The sequence below is a fragment of the Pedococcus sp. P5_B7 genome (assembly GCF_054049895.1).
In genome coordinates, this window is the sequence record NZ_JBFULM010000002.1 from 1,004,307 (window position 1) to 1,021,826 (window position 17,520).

19 protein-coding genes and 3 tRNA genes are annotated in these 17,520 nt (G+C 70.7%); 5 read left to right on the forward strand and 17 right to left on the reverse strand.

All coding sequences use genetic code 11. The features are described 5' to 3' along the window. Positions 1-174: 174 nt before the first annotated feature. The 5 genes from rplK to ACXJKD_RS07695 form a co-directional block, all read right to left on the reverse strand. Positions 175-609: a 50S ribosomal protein L11 gene (gene rplK / locus ACXJKD_RS07675; RefSeq protein WP_056924021.1), complete on the reverse strand. Its 435-nt coding sequence runs from the start codon at positions 607-609 to the stop codon at positions 175-177. Between the two features lie 92 nt (positions 610-701). After that, positions 702-1,652, reverse strand: coding sequence for a transcription termination/antitermination protein NusG (gene nusG / locus ACXJKD_RS07680; RefSeq protein WP_457253874.1), 951 nt, complete (start codon positions 1,650-1,652; stop codon positions 702-704). 65 nt (positions 1,653-1,717) lie between these two features. Continuing rightward, positions 1,718-1,987, reverse strand: a complete 270-nt coding sequence (secE, locus tag ACXJKD_RS07685; RefSeq protein ID WP_457253876.1) for a preprotein translocase subunit SecE — start codon at positions 1,985-1,987, stop codon at positions 1,718-1,720. A gap of 60 nt (positions 1,988-2,047) precedes the next feature. Further along, positions 2,048-2,120: transfer RNA gene (locus tag ACXJKD_RS07690), tRNA-Trp, on the reverse strand. 140 nt (positions 2,121-2,260) lie between these two features. Next, entirely contained in the window at positions 2,261-2,647 is a 387-nt protein-coding gene (locus tag ACXJKD_RS07695) for a LuxR C-terminal-related transcriptional regulator (protein ID WP_457253878.1), read from the reverse strand. A 7-nt stretch (positions 2,648-2,654) separates the two neighbouring features. Between ACXJKD_RS07695 and ACXJKD_RS07700 the strand changes: the two genes are divergently transcribed. From ACXJKD_RS07700 to ACXJKD_RS07720, 5 genes are all read left to right on the forward strand, one after another. Beyond that, on the forward strand, positions 2,655-3,953 hold the full coding sequence (locus tag ACXJKD_RS07700) for an aminotransferase class I/II-fold pyridoxal phosphate-dependent enzyme (protein WP_457253879.1): 1,299 nt from the start codon (positions 2,655-2,657) through the stop codon (positions 3,951-3,953). Between the two features lie 62 nt (positions 3,954-4,015). Then, positions 4,016-4,450, forward strand: coding sequence for an adenosine deaminase (locus tag ACXJKD_RS07705; RefSeq protein WP_457253880.1), 435 nt, complete (start codon positions 4,016-4,018; stop codon positions 4,448-4,450). 138 nt (positions 4,451-4,588) lie between these two features. Then, positions 4,589-5,914 carry an MFS transporter gene (locus ACXJKD_RS07710; protein ID WP_457253881.1) on the forward strand — a complete coding sequence of 442 codons (1,326 nt, stop codon included), beginning with the start codon at positions 4,589-4,591 and terminating at the stop codon, positions 5,912-5,914. Then, positions 5,911-6,915, forward strand: a complete 1,005-nt coding sequence (locus tag ACXJKD_RS07715; protein WP_457253882.1) for a TolB family protein — start codon at positions 5,911-5,913, stop codon at positions 6,913-6,915. The genes ACXJKD_RS07710 and ACXJKD_RS07715 overlap by 4 nt, the downstream gene beginning before the upstream one ends. 50 nt (positions 6,916-6,965) lie before the next feature. Further along, positions 6,966-8,003 carry an adenosine deaminase gene (locus tag ACXJKD_RS07720; protein WP_457253883.1) on the forward strand — a complete coding sequence of 346 codons (1,038 nt, stop codon included), beginning with the start codon at positions 6,966-6,968 and terminating at the stop codon, positions 8,001-8,003. Positions 8,004-8,126: 123 nt separating this feature from the next. Here the strand turns inward: ACXJKD_RS07720 and ACXJKD_RS07725 are convergent, their stop codons facing one another. From ACXJKD_RS07725 to ACXJKD_RS07780, 12 genes are all read right to left on the reverse strand, one after another. After that, positions 8,127-9,203 (reverse strand): UDP-N-acetylmuramate dehydrogenase, encoded by a 1,077-nt coding sequence (locus ACXJKD_RS07725; protein ID WP_457253885.1) that lies wholly within the window; start codon positions 9,201-9,203, stop codon positions 8,127-8,129. Positions 9,204-9,214: 11 nt separating this feature from the next. Next, complete coding sequence (locus tag ACXJKD_RS07730) at positions 9,215-9,637, reverse strand: MaoC family dehydratase (protein WP_457253886.1); 423 nt, start codon at positions 9,635-9,637, stop codon at positions 9,215-9,217. Between the two features lie 2 nt (positions 9,638-9,639). Continuing rightward, positions 9,640-10,086 carry an FAS1-like dehydratase domain-containing protein gene (locus ACXJKD_RS07735; protein ID WP_457253888.1) on the reverse strand — a complete coding sequence of 149 codons (447 nt, stop codon included), beginning with the start codon at positions 10,084-10,086 and terminating at the stop codon, positions 9,640-9,642. Positions 10,087-10,200: 114 nt separating this feature from the next. Next, positions 10,201-10,371, reverse strand: coding sequence for a 50S ribosomal protein L33 (rpmG, locus tag ACXJKD_RS07740; RefSeq protein WP_056882210.1), 171 nt, complete (start codon positions 10,369-10,371; stop codon positions 10,201-10,203). 149 nt (positions 10,372-10,520) lie between these two features. Next, positions 10,521-10,594, reverse strand: a tRNA-Met gene (locus tag ACXJKD_RS07745). Between the two features lie 32 nt (positions 10,595-10,626). Beyond that, positions 10,627-10,699, reverse strand: a tRNA-Thr gene (locus tag ACXJKD_RS07750). A 216-nt stretch (positions 10,700-10,915) separates the two neighbouring features. Beyond that, positions 10,916-12,106, reverse strand: coding sequence for an acyl-CoA dehydrogenase family protein (locus ACXJKD_RS07755; RefSeq protein ID WP_457253889.1), 1,191 nt, complete (start codon positions 12,104-12,106; stop codon positions 10,916-10,918). A gap of 36 nt (positions 12,107-12,142) precedes the next feature. Continuing rightward, complete coding sequence (aroQ, locus tag ACXJKD_RS07760; protein ID WP_457253890.1) at positions 12,143-12,592, reverse strand: type II 3-dehydroquinate dehydratase; 450 nt, start codon at positions 12,590-12,592, stop codon at positions 12,143-12,145. A gap of 274 nt (positions 12,593-12,866) precedes the next feature. Beyond that, entirely contained in the window at positions 12,867-13,616 is a 750-nt protein-coding gene (locus ACXJKD_RS07765) for an SRPBCC family protein (RefSeq protein WP_457253891.1), read from the reverse strand. 4 nt (positions 13,617-13,620) lie between these two features. Continuing rightward, on the reverse strand, positions 13,621-14,475 hold the full coding sequence (locus tag ACXJKD_RS07770) for an FAD binding domain-containing protein (protein ID WP_457253892.1): 855 nt from the start codon (positions 14,473-14,475) through the stop codon (positions 13,621-13,623). After that, positions 14,472-16,973, reverse strand: coding sequence for a xanthine dehydrogenase family protein molybdopterin-binding subunit (locus ACXJKD_RS07775; protein WP_457253893.1), 2,502 nt, complete (start codon positions 16,971-16,973; stop codon positions 14,472-14,474). The genes ACXJKD_RS07770 and ACXJKD_RS07775 overlap by 4 nt, the downstream gene beginning before the upstream one ends. Beyond that, positions 16,970-17,458: a (2Fe-2S)-binding protein gene (locus tag ACXJKD_RS07780; protein WP_457253894.1), complete on the reverse strand. Its 489-nt coding sequence runs from the start codon at positions 17,456-17,458 to the stop codon at positions 16,970-16,972. Before ACXJKD_RS07780 ends, ACXJKD_RS07775 begins: the two co-directional genes overlap by 4 nt. Between the last annotated feature and the right edge of the window lie 62 nt (positions 17,459-17,520).

Here is a 17,520-nt window from a genome sequence, read left to right on the forward strand (position 1 = left end):
GTGGAGTTGTGGTCGATACGGACCAGCGCGGTCCTGCCACGTGCCCCGGTATGCCGCGTGGGCGGCATACCGGGCGGTTCCAGCAACCTTTGTTAGCAAAAGTTGCTGGTCGGTGGACAGGTTGCAGCCTGTCCACCATCACCTAACCCTTGCTAGCAAAGGTTAGGGAAATCGTCAGAGGGTGGTGTCGATGCCCATCGAGCGGGCGGTGCCGGCGATGATCTTCATCGCCTGGTCGATGTCGTTGGCGTTCAGGTCTTCCATCTTCTGCTCGGCGATGGCGCGGACCTGGTCGGCCGACAGCTTGGCGACCTTGGTCTTGTGCGGCTCACCGGAGCCCTTGGGCACCCCGGCGGCCTTCTTGATCAGCTCGGCGGCCGGCGGCGTCTTGGTGATGAAGGTGAAGGACCGGTCTTCGTAGACCGTGATCTCCACGGGGATGACGTTGCCGCGCTGGGACTCCGTCGCAGCGTTGTACGCCTTGACGAACTCCATGATGTTGACGCCGTGCTGACCGAGGGCGGGGCCCACGGGCGGGGCGGGCGTGGCCGCACCGGCCTGGATCTGCAGCTTGATGAAGCCGGAGATCTTCTTGCTCTTGGGAGGCATTGCTGTGTTCCTTTGGTTGAGGTGGGCCTACGCCGTGGGCGATGACCCGGTTGCATGCTCCCGGGATGCCGGGAACAGGTGCTGCCGCGCGCTCAGATCTTGGCGACCTGGTTGAACGACAGCTCGACCGGGGTCTCCCGGCCGAAGATGGAGACGAGCACCTTGAGCTTCTGGGTGTCGGGGTTGATCTCGGAGATCGTGGCGGGAAGGGTCTCGAAGGGCCCTTCCATGACGGTGACGGACTCGCCCACCTCGAAGTCGACGACCGCGACCTCTTTGGGCTTGCCCGAGGTGCCGCCCGCGGCACCGGCCGTGGCCGGGCTCTCGAGGTCGGCGGGGGCCAGCATCGTGAAGACCTCGTCGAGGCTCAGCGGCACCGGCTGGTGGGCGTTGCCGACGAAGCCGGTGACCCCCGGCGTGTGGCGCACGGCGCCCCACGACTCGTCGGTGAGGTCCATGCGGACGAGCACGTATCCGGGCATCCGGACGCGGCGCACGAGCTTCTTCTGGCCGTTCTTGATCTCGGTGACCTCTTCCATCGGCACCTCGGCCTCGAAGATGAAGTCCTCCATGTTGAGCGAGGTCGTGCGGTTCTCGAGGTTGGCCTTCACGCGGTTCTCGTAGCCGGCGTAGGAGTGCACGACGTACCAGTCGCCGTACTTCGCGGCCAGGGCGTCCTTGAACTCCTGGACCGGGTCGCCCGGAGCGGCGTCGATGTCGTCGGCCGCGTCGGCGTCCTCGTCGTCGGAGTCGACCACGGCGGTCTCGTCGTCCGAGAAGGTCAGCGTCGACACCTGCGGCTGGTGGACCTGCTCGTCGTCGAGGTCGTCGCTGTCGTCACGCTCGACCTCGTCGACGATGGCCTCCTCCGCGGCGGCCTCGTCGGCGTCTGCGTCGGTGTCATCTGCGTCGGTGTCCGCCGCGGCGTCATCGGTGTCGGTGTCGGCCTGGGTGTCGCTGGTCTCGAGCTCGGCGGCAGCACCGTCGACCGTGACCTCTTCGGTCCCGGGCTCGGCGTTGTCGGTGGTCCTCTGGTCGGACACGCTGATGACCTACTTCCTTCTGGTATTCGCCGGGTGACCCCGGGATGACTGCGGCAGGGCGGCGGTCAGCCGCCGAAGACCCACAGGACGAGCTTGGTGAAGCCGAAGTCCACGGTCGAGACGAGCGCCATCACGAAGGTCACGAACACGATCACGACGATCGTGTAGTTGACCAGCTCGGAGCGAGTCGGCCGCACGACCTTGCGCAGCTCGTCGAGGATCTGGCTGACGAAGAGGGACATCGAGCGGAACAACCGCGAGATGGGGTTGCCGCCCTTGTCACTCTTGCGGCCGGTGCGACCAGAGCCGCGGGTGTCCGCGCTCACGTCCGTCACGATGCCTCTGCTTTCACTCATCTGTGCCGCGACCGGGTCCGGTCACAGGTCCTGCATGCGCAGGGCAGGAGGGACTCGAACCCCCAACCGCCGGTTTTGGAGACCGGAGCTCTACCAATTGAGCCACTGCCCTACGGAACTCACCGCGGGGGCGGAGGGTTCCGGGAGGCTGAGCCGACCTGCGCCCGGGCACGCCGAAAGCATGGTCAAGTCAACCGAGGAAGAAGCATACGTGAGGCGATGGGCCGAACGCGAACTCGCCGTTGGGGTCGGCTAGACGAGTCCTAGCTCCGAGGCTCGACGCACCACCTCGCGCCGCGTCCCGAGGCCGAGCTTGGTGAGGACGGCGGACACGTGGTGGTCGGCCGTGCGCGGCGACATGTACAGCTTCTGGGCCAGCTCGGCGTTGGTCAGGCCCAGGAAGAGCTTCAGGGGATTTCCTTCTTCTGGTGGTGGTGCGACGACCGTTGTCGCCGCCCTCCAAGAGTCCGGTCGAGCGGGGGGCCCGGGCATCGGTAGGCACTGCCCATCTGTCTGCCCCCGCACCTGCCCACGGAGCTGCCCACGGAGCTGCTCACGCACCCGCCCACGCGGACCGCTCCCGCTTGGTGACCGGGCTGCGGACGGTGACTTCGCGGCATACCGGGGCTCTGGGAGCATGGAGCCCGTGACCGAGCAGACCGCCACCGCCACCACCCCCCTCGCCGAACGCTCCGCGCAGGAGCTCGACGCCTTCGCCCAGGAGCAGCAGGAGGCGTATGCCGCGCTGAAGGCGCGCGGGCTGTCGCTCGACCTCACGCGGGGCAAGCCCGCTGCGGCCCAGCTCGACCTGTCCGATGACCTGCTTTCACTGCCGAAGGGCGTCAAGGACGCGGCCGGCGTCGACACCCGCAACTACGGGGGTCTCGAGGGCATCAAGGAGCTGCGCGAGATGTTCGCCGAGCTGCTCTGGGTCGAGCCCGACCAGGTCGTGGCGGGCGGCAACTCCAGCCTCGTGATGATGCGCGAGGTGCTGGTCGACCTCTGGCTGCACGGCGGGGTCGACAGCGAGCGCCCGTGGGGCCAGGAGGCGAAGGTCACCTTCATCTGCCCGGTGCCCGGCTATGACCGCCACTTCACCCTGCTCGACTGGTTCGGCATCGAGATGGTGACCGTGCCGATGCACGACGACGGCCCCGACATGGACGAGGTCGAGCGGCTGGCCGCGAGCGACCCGAGCATCAAGGGCATGTGGCTCGTGCCGACCTACGCCAACCCGACCGGGTCGGTGGTGACGCAGGAGATCGCCGCGCGGCTGGCCTCGATGCCGACCGCTGCGCCCGACTTCAAGATCTTCTGGGACAACGCCTACGCGTTCCACCACCTCACCGAGGACGAGGCCAAGAGCGCCGACATCCTCACCCTCGCCGCGGCGTCGGGACACCCGCACCGGCCGATCCTGTTCGCATCGACGTCGAAGATCACCCTCGCCGGCGCCGGCGTCGCGTTCCTGGCCGGGTCCCTCGAGACGGTCACGTGGTACACCGGCCACCTCGGCAAGGGCGCCATCGGTCCCGACAAGGTCAACCAGCTGCGCCACTCGCAGTTCTTCGGCTCCCCGCAGGGCGTGCGTGACCACATGGTCAAGCACCGCGAGATCATCGCGCCGAAGTTCGCCGAGGTCGAGCGGGTCCTCAGCGAGCGGCTCGGCGGCCTCGGGGTCGCCACCTGGACGAAGCCGACCGGCGGCTACTTCGTGAGCCTCGACGTCCTCGACGGCACGGCGTCCCGCGTGGTCCAGCTGGCCAAGGAGGCCGGCATCGCCCTCACCCCCGCGGGCGCCTCCTTCCCCCACGGCGACGACCCGCGCGACCGCAACATCCGGCTCGCGCCCACCTTCCCGCCGCTCGACCAGGTCAACGAGGCGATGGAGGCCGTGGCCACGTGCGTGCTGCTGGCGGCGGCCGAAACGCTTCGGGCTGGCTGACCCCAGCGGGTATGCCGGGTGCTCACCTTGCGCGCGCATCGCGGGTCACGCAGGGTGGAGCCATGAGCGAGCAACCCGGCACGGAGAGTTTCGAGGACGACCTCGGCAGCATCAGCATCGACGACGCGACCGACTCGGGCAGCGGGCAGGACGACCTGCTCGACGCCAGCGAGGGTGACAACGAGCCCTGGTCGCCGCCGGACCTCCAGCCCCGCAACACCGAGTGGGGCACCACCGCCTGGGAGCAGGGCCAGGAGGAGACGATCGAGCAGCGCATCCGGCAGGAGGAGCCCGACCCCGACTCTGCGTACGGAGCGCCGGACGACGAGGGCGGGCTGGACTCCGGTGACGCGGACGGCGACGGCTTCGAGTCGGCCGCATCCGACGACGACGAGCCGGACTCCTCGACCGAGATCGTCGACGACGGTGAGGTCGGCGGTGCCGAGGCAGGGGCGGGCAGCCCCGAGTCGGCGGCGATGCACGTCGTCGAGGACTGACGCAGCGGGCCGGCGCCGAGCGCTGGCGCGCGGCGGCGCCGACCGGCGCTGATCTGCGTGAACGGCCGCCCGCGGCACGGCGCGCTTCGTAGACTGGCCCCACCGCGCACGGACCCGCGCGGGCACCAGGGGGCGCTCGTGTACCTCGCCGACCGGCACCGCCCGGCTCCGACCGGTGCGCCAGCCACCCACGGGGCCAGGGGGGCCCGGTCACCGGTCGCGCGGACGGTCATCCTGCTCGGGCTGGTCAGCCTCGCCACCGACATCTCGTCCGAGTCGGCGGCGGCCGTGCTGCCGCTCTACCTCACTGCCGGCCTCGGCCTGTCGCCACTCGCGTACGGGCTGGTCGACGGGCTGTACTCGGCGGCCTCCGTGGTCGTGCGCTACCTCGGCGGCTGGCTGGCCGACCGGCTGGACCGGCCCAAGCGGGTGGCCCTGACCGGCTACACCGTGTCGGCCCTCGCCCGCACCGTGCTGCTGTGGACGCCGGGGGCCGCGGTGGTCGCAGGGGTCCTCGGTGTCGACCGCCTCGGCAAGGGGCTGCGCACCGCCCCTCGCGACGTCCTCATCGCGGCCTCCAGCGATCCCGGGTCGCTCGGCCGCTCGTTCGGCGTGCACCGTGCGCTGGACACCACGGGGGCCATGCTCGGGCCGCTGCTGGCCTTCCTCGCCCTGTGGGCGGTGCCCGAGGACTACCGGCTGGTCTTCGCGATCTCCTTGGCGGCTGCGGCGATCGGGGTCGCCCTCCTCGCCCTGCTCGTCCCCGACCTGCGACCGGCCCGGGCGGACCAGGCGGCCAGGGCGGCCAGGACGGACCGGGCGGAGGCCGAAGCCAGCGCCGCCGATCCCGCGACGACGCCCGTCGACGTGGCCCACCCCACCGTGCGGATGCTGGCCGAGCCCGGGTTCGCCCGACTCGTGGGTGCCGCCGGCCTGCTCGGGCTGTTGACCCTCAGCGACGCCTTCATCTACCTGGTGCTGCAGGACCGCAACGACCTCGCCGCGCTGTGGTTCCCGCTGCTGTTCGTCGGCACCAACCTCGCCTACCTCGCGCTCGCCATCCCGTTCGGCCGGGTCGCGGACCGCGTCGGACGGGCGCGCGTGATGGTCCTGGGCCACCTCTTCCTCGTCGGCGCCTACGTCTGCGCCTCGGGGCCGGTCGGCTCCCTGGTGGTCGGCGCGGGGTGCCTGCTCCTGCTCGGCGCCTTCTACGCCTCCACCGACGGCGTCCTGGCCGCGGCCGCAGCCTCGGTGGTCCGAGCGGAGGTGCGCGGCAGCGCGATCGCCACGGCCCAGTCGGCCGTGGCCCTCACCCGGCTCGCGGCGGCGGTGGTCTTCGGCTGGACGTGGACCCTCGTGGGTCCGGGGCGCGCGGCCCTGCTGATGGCGGCCCTGCTGGCTCTCGTCATCCCGGTGGCGTGGCTGCTCCTGCGATCCGCTCCCGTGCACAGAGCCCCTCGATGAGCCAGCGCTCCCGGGTCGTGGCCTTCGCCGTGGTCGTGGTCCTGTGCGTCGCGGCGGTGGTGACGTATGCCGTGCTGAGCCGCAGGGCGCCGGCGTCCCCGCGCACGTCCACGAGCGTCCCCAGCGCTTCGCTCGCGCAGGTCGAGGCAGTCCCGCACCTCGTCTACCGCTCGACTGCCCTGGGGCCCGACTTCGGCAAGGTGGCGATGTCCACGCTGGCAGACCCCGACGGTCCTCGCGCCGTCACCGCCGACGCCTGCGAGCGCGTCGACCAGCGCGCAGGGACGACACTCTGCCTGCGGTCGCGCGCGGGCGTGGCGCTGGGCAGCTCGGTCACGGCCTGGGACCGCACCGGTCACGTCACCTACCGACGCAGCCTGCCCGGCATACCCAGTCGCGCCCGGCTCTCCCCCGACGGCAGGCTGGCTGCGACGACGGCCTTCGTGACCGGCGACTCCTACCTCAGCGCCGGCTTCGCCACCCGCACGTACGTGCACGACCTGGCCGCGGGCACCGCGGTCCACCTGGAGGACTTCGCACTCACCCACGAAGGTCGGCGGATCACGCCGGTCGACCGCAACTACTGGGGGGTGACCTTCCTCGACGACGACACCTTCTACCTCACCGTCGCGTTCGACGGACGGCCGTGGCTGGCCAGGGGCAGCGTGTCGAAGCGGTCGGTCACCACGGTGCGCTCCGGCGCCGAGTGCCCGGCGCTGTCACCGGACGGGCGACGGGTGGCCTACAAGAAGCTGCAGGCGTCGTCGCGGGGGTGGCGGATCGCCGTGCTCGACCTGGCCACGGGGAGTGAGCGGCTGCTGGCAGAGTCCCGCAGCGTCGACGACCAGGTGCAGTGGCTCGACGACTCCACCGTCCTCTACGGGCTCCCCCTGACCGGCGAACGCGGTGGTGAGACCGACCTCTGGGCAGTCCCCGCCGACGGGACGGGCGCACCCCGGCTCCTCGTGCCGCAGGCCTGGTCCGCCTCGGTCGTCCGCTGAACCGCGGGTCCCGAACCGGTCCGACGGGAGCGGATGCAAGACTGCCTCGCATGCCGCGCCCGGTGACCGACCTGCCCAAGGCGCACCTGCACCTGCACTTCACCGGCTCGATGCGCGTGGAGACCGTGCGAGAGCTCGCCGAGAAGCACCACCTGCACCTCCCCGACGCCCTCACCACCGGGTACCCGCCGCAGCTGAGCGCGCGCGACGAGCGCGGGTGGTTCCGCTTCCAGCGGCTGTATGACGCGGCCCGCGCCTGTGTGCGCGACGAGTCCGACCTGCGGCGCATCGTCCGCGAGGCGGCGCTGGACGACGGGAGCGAAGGGTCCCGGTGGCTGGAGATCCAGGTGGACCCGACCTCGTACGCGCCATTCGTCGGTGGCATCACCCCGGCCCTCGAGATCGTCCTCGACGAGGCCGCCGCGGCGTCGCGGGAAGGGTCGACCCAGGTCGCCGTGGTCGTGGCGGCGAGCCGGATCCGGCACCCCCTCGACGCCCGCACCCTCGCCCGGCTGGCGGCGCACCATGCCGGCGAAGGGGCGGGGTCGGTCGTGGGGTTCGGCCTCAGCAACGACGAGCGCCGCGGTCAGACCGCCGACTTCGCGCCCGCCTTCGCGATCGCCAGACGGGCCGGTCTGGCGCTGGTGCCCCACGCCGGCGAGCTGCTCGGCCCCACGGCGGTCGAGTCCACGCTCGAGGCGATCCGTCCCGACCGCATCGGCCATGGCGTGCGCAGCGTGGAGGACCCCCGCGTCCTCGAGCTCGTCGCCGAGTCGGGAGTCGCCCTCGAGGTGTGCCCCCGGAGCAACGTCGCGCTCGGGGTCTACGGCAGCAACGCCGAGGTGCCGCTGCGCGCGATCGTCGAGCACGGCATACCGGTGGCACTGGGCGCCGACGACCCGCTGCTGTTCGGGTCACGGCTGGCCGACCAGTACCAGCTGGCCCGCGACGCCCTCGGCTTCACCGACGAGGAGCTGGCCACCCTGGCGCGCGGATCGGTGACCGCATCACGGGCACCCGCCGACCTGAAGGACGCCGCCCTGGCCGGTGTCGACGCCTGGCTGGCAGCCCCGCCCGACCTGACCTGACGCCGGAGCGGACCCATGCAAAAGGCGAGTTAGCGCCGGTGGCAGGGACGAAAGGCGGCGCTACCTCGCCTTTTGCATGAGGTAGCGACGGCGGTGGTCGGAGTTCGTGACCGACTCTGAGCCTCAGAGCTCGTGTCCCACGAAGACCGGCTCGTTGACCAGGGTGACGCCGAACGCGTCGTGCACCCCGGCCTGCAGGTGGCGGGCCAGCTCCGCGACGTCGACCGCCGTGGCGTCACCGCGGTTGGTGATCGCCAGGGTGTGCTTCGTCGAAAGGGCCGCGCCACTGCCGGGGAGGGCGAAGCCCTTCTCGAACCCCGCCTTGTCGATCAGCCACGCGGCACTCGTCTTGACGTTGCCGTCGGCGTCGGTGAACCGCGGCGGTGTCGACCCCTCGGCCCCCAGTCGAGCGGCCGCCCGCGACTCCAGCGCCGCGAACCGTGGGACGGACAGGATCGGGTTGGTGAAGAACGAGCCGCACGACCACGTGTCGTGGTCGGCCTCGTCGAGCACCATGCCGCGGTTGCGCCGCTGTCGCAGGACCGCCTCGCGGGCGTCGGCCAGCGGCACCCGCTCGCCCACCTCGACGCCTAGCTGACGGGCCAGGTCGGCGTAGCCCACCGGCTGGCTCAGCTCGCTGGGGATGAGCTGGAAGAGCACGTCCAGCACCACGTGGCGCGAGGACGCCTTGAAGACCGAGTGGCGGTAGGTGAAGGCGCAATCGAGCGAGCTGATCGTGCGCACCTGCTGCTGGGCGCGATCCCAGACCCGGACGGACGCGATGGTCTGCGCCACCTCCTGGCCGTAGGCCCCGACGTTCTGCACCGGGGTCGCACCGGTCGAGCCGGGGATGCCCGACAGGGCCTCCACCCCGGACCAGCCCTCCACGACGGCCTGCGCCACGAGCTCGTCCCAGACGACGCCGGCAGCCACCCGGACCATCACGCCACCGCACAGGTCGGCCGACTCGACGGTGACCCCGTCGGTGGCCATCCGCACCACGCTGCCCGCGAACCCGGCATCGGCGATGACCAGGTTGGAGCCGCCCCCGAGGACCAGCAGCGGCTCGTCGGCGTCGTCGACCTCGCGCACGGCGTCGACCACGTCGTCGATCGTCTCGGCCGTGACCAGCCGCGCGGCGGGTCCGCCGACGCGCATCGTCGTGAGGGACGCCAGGGAGACGTCGTGCTCGTCGTGCATCGGCGGCCCGGTCAGTCGAGCTGGACGACGGCGATGCAGCGCCCGAGCACCTTGGCGCCCTCGCTGGTGGCGGTCAGCTCGACGGTGGCCCGACGGGTGTCCACGTCGACGCTCTTGACCACTCCGGAGACCTCGACCTCGCCGCCGCTGCGCGGGACGACCACGGGCTTGGTGAAGCGGGTGCCGAACTCGACCACCCGGCCCCCGTCACCGGCCCACTCCTCGACGACCGAACCGGCCGCGCCCAGGGTCCACATGCCGTGGGCGATGACGTCGGGCAGGCCGACTGACTGCGCGAAGTCCTCGTCCTGGTGGATCGGGTTCTGGTCACCCGAGGCGTTCGCGTAGGCGACCAGGGTCTCGCGGGCCACGGCCAGCGTGACCGGTCCGATGGTGTCGCCCACGGTGGTCTGGGCCAGGGTGCGTGCAGCCACGCTCACTCCCCTCCTCGGATGACGATGGTCGAGGTCGAGGTGCACAGCGCCTCGCCCTGCTCGGTGGTGAGCTCGGTGCGGGTGGTCACCATCGCGTGGCCGCCCGCCTCCCGCACCGTGTCGACCGTGAGGGTGCCCAGCACGGAGTCGCCGGCGGTGATCGGCCGGTGGTGGACGAACCGCTGCTCGCCGTGGACCACCCGGCTGTAGTCGATGCCGGCCTCAGGGTCCTGGACGAACACGGCGTCGCACTGCTGCGCGATCGTCACGGCGAACGTCGGCGGCGCGATCACGTCGCGGTAGCCGGCCGCCTGCGCTGCCTCGCTCGAGGTGTGCACGGGGTCCTGCGAACCCACCGCGGAGGCGAACGCCGCGAGCATCGCCGCGTCCACGGCATACGGGCCACTGGGCGGGTAGCTGCGCCCTGCGAAATCTGCGTTGACGGCCATGCTCCCCACCCTATGGGGCACTGGTCCGAGCATGACAAAAGGCGGCGTGACAAGCCGCCACATGACAAAACCGCCCTGGACCGAGGTCCGGGGCGGCTGTCGAAACGCGTCAGGTCAGCGGGTCTCGCGGTGGACCGTGTGCTTGCCGTCGCGGGGGCAGAACTTCTTCATCTCCAGGCGGTCGGGGTTGTTCCGACGGTTCTTCTTGGTGATGTAGTTGCGCTCCTTGCAATCCACGCACGCCAAGGTGATCTTGGGGCGGACGTCTGCGCTCTTGCTAGCCACGGGGCAACCTGCTCTCGGAACTGACTGGTGGTCTGCTGTCTTGTCTCAACACTGTCTTGGATCAACAGCTGTGATGGTGGGCGCACCGACGAAGGCGCGACGACGCATCAGAATACGCGAGTCCAGGGTGAATCCTGAAATCGCGGCTGTAGCGGGAGCGGGGCTCGATCCCGCGACCTCACGATTATGAGTCGTGCGCTCTAACCAGCTGAGCTACCCCGCCATGGGGCGTGCGCCTCACGGCGCCCTTCCCAGAGCCCCCTGTCGGAATCGAACCGACGACCTTTTCCTTACCATGGAAACGCTCTACCGACTGAGCTAAGGGGGCGGGCACGAACCTCGCGGGCCGGACCCGCGCGGAAGTGCGACGGTGAGACTACACGCTCAGATGCCTCCACCGAAAATCGAGGGTATGCCGCGCGGCCGGGCCCGCGAGGGCCCGCACCTTTATCGGGTTTAGGGACTTCGTTGCGCTCCACCCGAGAACCCTTCTCGGGTGGAGCGCAACCTTCCTGCTAGACCGATAAAGGTGGGGTGGGAGGCCCTAGCGGAAGGCCTGCTGACCCGTCATCGCCTGCCCGATCACGAGGGTGTGCATCTCGACGGTGCCCTCGTAGGTGAGCACCGACTCGAGGTTGTTCATGTGTCGGATGATCGGGTACTCGAGGCTGATTCCGTTGGCCCCCAAGATGGTTCGGGACATCCGGCAGATGTCGATCGCCTCGCGGATGTTGTTGAGCTTGCCCAGGCTGACCTGCTCCGGCCGCAGCGTGCCGGCGTCCTTGCGGCGGCCCAGGTGCAGCGCCAGGAGCTGGCCCTTGACGAGCTCCAGCGCCATGTCGGCGAGCTTCTGCTGGGTCAGCTGGAAGCTCGCGAGCGGGCGGCCGAACTGCTCGCGCTCGATGGAGTAGCGACGGGCGGTGTCGAGGCTCGACCGGGCCGCCCCCAGAGCGCCCCACACGATGCCGTAGCGGGCCTCGGACAGACACGACAGGGGCCCCTTGAGACCGCGGACCTCGGGGAACACCGCGTCGCCCGGCAACCGCACGCCGTCGAGCACCAGCTCACTGGTGACGGAGGCCCGCAACGACAGCTTGTGCTTGATCTCAGGGGCCGAGAAACCGGGGCTGTCGGTGGGGACCACGAAGCCACGGATCCCGCCGTGCTCCTCCCCCGCATTCGCCCAGACGACGGCGACGTCGGCGATCGAGCCGTTGGTGATCCACATCTTCGCGCCGTCGAGCACCCAGTCGTCACCGTCGCGGCGGGCCCTCGTGCGCATCGACGCAGGGTCGGAGCCGTGGTCGGGCTCGGTCAGGCCGAAGCAGCCGATCGCCTCACCGGTCGCCATCGAGGGCAACCAGCGTTCGCGGTGTTCCTCGGTGCCCCAGCGGTGGATCGCGAACATCGCCAGCGACCCCTGCACCGACACCAGGCTCCGCACGCCGGAGTCGGTGGCCTCGAGCTCGAGGCAGGCCAGCCCGTAGTCGACGGCGCTCATCCCGGCACAGCCGTAGCCCTCGAGGTGCATCCCGAGCAGCCCGAGGGCGCCCAGCTCCTTGGTCAGGCCTCGGACGTCGTCGATCTCACCGCGCTCGAACCAGTCGGCGACGAACGGCTCCACGCGCTTGTCGAGGAAGGCTCGGACGGTGCCGCGGATCGCCTTCTCCTCGTCGGAGAGCAGGTCGTCGATTCCTGCGAGGTCCATCGGGTCGAGCGGCGACGGCGGGGTCATCCCCGCAGTCTTGCAGGGCGTGGTCGTGCCGGCGGGCTAGTGCCGGTGGTCGACCAGCTCGGAGATCCGGGCGATCGCGTAGGCGTAGCCGCTGGGGCCGCAGCCTGTGATGACACCGTTGGACACGGCGGACAGGTAGGAGTGGTGACGGAACTCCTCGCGCTGGTGCACGTTGCTGAGGTGCACCTCGAACACGGGGAAGCTCACCGCCGCGAGCGCGTCGCGCAGCGCGATCGAGGTGTGCGTGTAGGCGCCGGCGTTGATGACCAGGCCCACGGCTGACGTGCGGACCTCGTGGATGGCGTCGATGAGGGCGCCCTCGTGGTTGCTCTGGCGGAAGTCGATCTCCAGCCCCGCGAGGCCGGCCGCCTTGCGGCACAGGGCCTCGATCTCGGCGAGGGTGTCGGACCCGTAGATCTCCGGCTCGCGCTCGCCGAGCAGGTTGAGGTTCGGTCCGTTGAGGACGACGACGGTCTGCGGGCTCATCGTGGCGTGCTCCTGTGCTGGCAGGGTGCCGCGTGGCCTTGCGGCGTGGGGGTGACGCTTCGGGGTGGCGCTGGAGTGGAGCTGGTGGCTGGGGTCACCCTTCCACGCACCCGACCACTTTCAGGGTAGGTCACCGCAGGTCCACATGTCCGGATGACCCCGTCCTCACCCGTTTGGGCGGGTCGGCGGCCATTGGCTGTGGCCCGCCGACGCGCGGCGGCCCGCGCCGTCCGGAGGCGGCGCGGGCAGTCGCGGTGGGTATGCCGTGGGCGAGCTAACCGCTCATCGCCCGCCAGATGACGATGACGGCGACCACGACCACGAGGCCGACGACGAGCTGCTTGCCGTAGGACCTGAGCAGGATCGGGAGCACGGTGGAACCCAGGTCGAGCGCGTCGTCCTGGTCCTTCGCCGGGACCGACCGCGGGGACGGGGCCACCGGAGCCAGCGTGACCGGGGCCGGGACCTCGGCCGCCGGGGTCGGCACCTCGGCCGCCGGGGTCGGCACCTCGGCCGTCGAGGCCGTGGCCTCGGCCGGCTCGGCGGCGACGGCTGCGGGCTCGGCTCCGCCCGGGTTGGCGTCGCCGATCTTGCCCTCGATGCAGACGATGAACTGCCCGAGCAGCTTGTCGGACACGTCCTGCATGACGCCCCGCCCGAACTGCGCCGGCTTGCCGGTCACGGCCAGGTCGGTCTGCACGTCGGCGCGGGTCGACCCGTCGCCCGCGTCGGTGAGCTGGATCGTCACGGTGGCGCCCGCCGTGCCGTTGCCCCGCTTGTCCTTGCCCTTGGCCTCGATCACCGCCCGGTGGGCGGCGTCGTCACGCTCGACGAAGGCGCCCGTGCCGGAGTACATCAGCGCGATGGGGCCGAGCTTGACCTTCACCGTGCCCGCGAAACCCTCGTCCGTCACCTCGGTGACGGTGGCACCGGGGAAGCATCCCCCGACCAGGGGCAGGTCCATGAAGGTCGCCCAGGTCTGGTCGACCGTGGCGGGCACGGTGAAGGTGTGGCTCAGCTCCACGGGCTCACGCTCCTGCCGCGGCCAGCACGGCCCGTCGGGCCAGGACCGTGGCGAGGTGCTTGCGGTAGTCGCTGTCGCCGTTGAGGTCAGACGGCGGGTTGGTCCCGTCCGCGGCCGCGGCGCAGGCGTCGCGCACCGCCTCGTCGGTGGCGGCGCGGCCCACGAGCGCCTGCTCCACGGCGGTGGCCCGCAGTGGGGTGGAGCCCATGTTGGTCAGCCCGACCCTGGCCTCGGCGATCGTGCCGCCGTCGACCCGGACCGTCGCCGCGACGGCGACGATCGACCACTGGTGGGAGACCCGCACGAACTTCTCGTAGCGGTGGCCCCAGCCGGTGTGCTTCGGGATGCGGATGGCGGTGAGCAGCTCGCCCTCCCCCACCGCCGTCTCGAACAGGTCCTGGAAGAAGTCGGTCGCCGCGACCGTGCGCTCGCCACCACTTCCGGTGATGACGAACTCGGTGTCGAGGGCGAGGGCCGGCGCACCCACGTCGCCGGCCGGGTCGGCGTGCACCAGCGCGCCACCGACCGTCCCACGGTGCCTGATCTGCGGATCGGCCACCTCGGTGATCGCGTCGGTGAGCAGCCCCGCGTGCTGGCGGACGAGGTCGCTGGCCAGCACATCGGCATACGTGGTCATCGCACCGATGACGATGTGGTCGCCGTCCTCGGACACGCCCTTGAGCTCCTCGATCCGGCCGAGGTCGATGACCTTCGCCGGCGCGTTGAGCCGCATCCTCAGGATGGGCAGCAGGCTCTGGCCGCCGGCCAGCACCTTGGCGTCGTCGCCCGCCTCGGCCAGCGCCGCGAGGGCGTCGGCGACCGAGGTGGGGGCGACGTAGTCGAACGATGCGGGGATCACTGGCCTGCTCCGTCCGTCGAGGCGTTCGGCTGTTCCGGGTGGTGGTCGGGCGCGTCCTGGTTGGGCGCCCCGGCGTCGAAGTGCGGCTGGGCCTCACCGGTGGTGGCGTCGGCCTGGTTCGCGCCCGCGGACTGGATGGCCTTCCAGACGCGTTCGGGGGTGCACGGCATCTGGATGTCGTTGACGCCCAACGGCCGCAGGGCGTCCACCACTGCGTTGACGACGGCCGGCGTGGAGGCGATCGCACCCGCCTCGCCGACTCCCTTGGTCCCCAGCGTGTTGCTCGTCGACGGGGACGTGGTGTTCTCCGTCACGAGGCTGATCGTGTCGGCGGCGGTCGGCAGCGTGTAGTCGACGAACGAGCCGGTCACCAAGGTGCCCTGGTCGTCGAAGACGGCCTCCTCCCACAGGGCCTGCGCGATGCCCTGGACGACGCCGCCGTGCACCTGACCCTCGACGATGAGCGGGTTGATGATCTGGCCGACGTCGTCGACGCAGACGTACTTTCGCATCGTCAGCTGGCCGGTCTCGGTGTCGACCTCCATGGCACACAGGTGCGTCCCGTGGGGGAAGGAGAAGTTGTCGGGGTCGAAGGTCGCCTCGGCGTCGATGCCCGGCTCGAACCCGTCCGGGAGGTTGTGCGAGGTGAACTGCGCCGTGGCGATCTCGGTGATGCCGATCCCGTTGTCGGTGCCCCGCACGCTGAACCGGCCCTGCGCGAACTCCACGTCGTCGATGCTCGCCTCCAGGAGGTGCGCAGCGACCACCTTGGCCTTCTCGACCACCTTGTCGGCAGCCCGCACGACGGCTTCGCCGCCGACGACCAGCGAGCGCGAGCCGTAGGTGTCGAGGCCACGGGGCGAGATCTGCGTGTCGCCGTGGAGCACCTCGATGTCCTCGAACGGGACACCCAGCCGGTCGGCCGCGATCTGGCTCCAGGCCGTCTCATGGCCCTGGCCGTGGGGTGAGGTGCCGGTGATCACCTCGACCTTGCCGGTGGGCAGCATCCGGATCGAGGCGTGCTCCCACCCGCCGGCGCCGTAGTTGAGGCTGCCCAGGACGCGCGAGGGAGCCAGGCCGCACATCTCCGTGAACGTGGAGACCCCGATGCCCAGCTGGACGGGGTCCTTGCTGGCGCGGCGCTCCTGCTGCTCCCGCCGCAGCCCCTCGTAGTCGAACAGCTCCTTGGCGCGCGCCGTGGCGGCCTCGTAGTTCCCCGAGTCGTAGGTCATGCCCGCGACCGAGGTGAACGGGAACTCCTCGTGCTTGATCCAGTTCTTCTCGCGGATCTCCAGCGGGTCGACCCCCACCTCGACCGCGAGCTCGTCCATCAGCCGCTCGACGGCGTAGGTCGCCTCCGGTCGACCGGCGCCACGGTAGGCGTCCACCCACGTGGTGTTGGTCAGGACGGTCTGGACCGTGAACCGGTACGCGCGGAACTTGTAGATGGCGTTGAACATCCAGGCCCCGAGGACGGGCACGCCTCCGCCGACGAGGCCGACGTAGGCGCCCAGGTTGGCGATGAGGTCGACCTTGAGGGCGGTGACGGTGCCGTCCTTCGTCGCGGCCAGGGTCAGCGTCTGGTACTGGTCTCGCCCGTGGTGCCCGGAGACGAGCGACTCCGAGCGGGTCTCGGTGTACTTCACCGGCTTGCCGATGTGCCGCGCGGCGGCCAAGGTCGCGAACTCCTCAGCGGTGGTCTGCAGCTTGCCGCCGAAGCCACCACCCACGTCGGGGGCGATGACCCTGACCTTGGACTCGGGCAGGCCGGTCGTCGCGGCGATGAGGAACCGCAGGATGTGGGGGACCTGGGTGGACGTCCACACCGTGATCTGCTCACCCGTGGGGTCGACGACCGTCGAGCGCGGCTCCATGAAGGCCGGGATGAGGCGTTGCTGGCGGTACTCGCGCTCGATGACGATGCCGTCCACCCGAGCCTTGGCGATCTCCTCGTCGACATCGCCACCGCTGCCCTGCTCACCGGAGTCGAGCCGCCACAGGGCCGACGTGTTGGTGCCCAGGTCGGGGTGAGCCAGGACGGCGTCCGTGACGGCCTCCTTGGCATCCAGCACGGCGGGCAGCTGGTCGTAGTCGACGTCCACGAGCTCGGCGGCGTCGCGCGCCTGCGCCGCGGTCCGAGCCACCACGAGGGCGACGATCTCCCCGGCGCAGGCGACGTGGTCGACGGCGACGGGCAGGTGGGCGGGTGCCTTCTGGTCGGTGGTGATCGGCCAGGCGTTGGCGACTGCCCCTTGGGTGTCCTTGATGTCGGCACCCGTCAGGACGGCGACCACGCCTGGCGCCTGCTTCGCCGCCGCGGTGTCGATGCCGGTGATCCGGGCATGGGCGAACGGGCTGCGGACCATGGCCAGGTGCTGCATCCCCGTGAGCTGGAGGTTGTCGGTCCACTTGGTCCGGCCGGTGATGAGGCGCTGGTCCTCCTTGCGCTTGCGCGGCGCGCCGACCTCGGTCCTCGGGCGGTCCTCGACGGCGGTCATGACCCGGCTCCTTCCGAGGCGCCCGCGCCCGCACCGGCCGCCTGCTGCACGGCCTTGACGATGTTGTGGTAGCCGGTGCAGCGACAGAGGTTGCCCTCGAGCCCGACCCGGATCTCGTCCTCGCTGGGGCTGGGGTTCTCGTTGAGGACGTCGATGGCCTGCATGATCATGCCCGGCGTGCAGTAGCCGCACTGGAGGGCGTGGCAGTCGTGGAAGGCCTGCTGCATCGGGTGCAGCTCGCCACCCTGGGCCAGGCCCTCGATCGTGGTCACGTCGTGGCCGTCGGCCTGGACCGCGAGCACGTTGCAGGACTTCACGCTGCGACCGTCGAGGTGCACCGTGCACGCACCACAGTTGCTCGTGTCGCACCCGACGACCGTGCCTGTCTTGCCCAGCTGCTCCCTCAGGTAGTGGACCAGGAGCGTTCTCGGCTCCACCTCGTCGGAGTAGTCGACGCCGTCGACCGTGACGCTGATGCGGGTCATTCGATCACCTCTCTGTGACACAGTGCTGGCTGACTACGGTGCTGGCTGGACAGGCTGGCTGG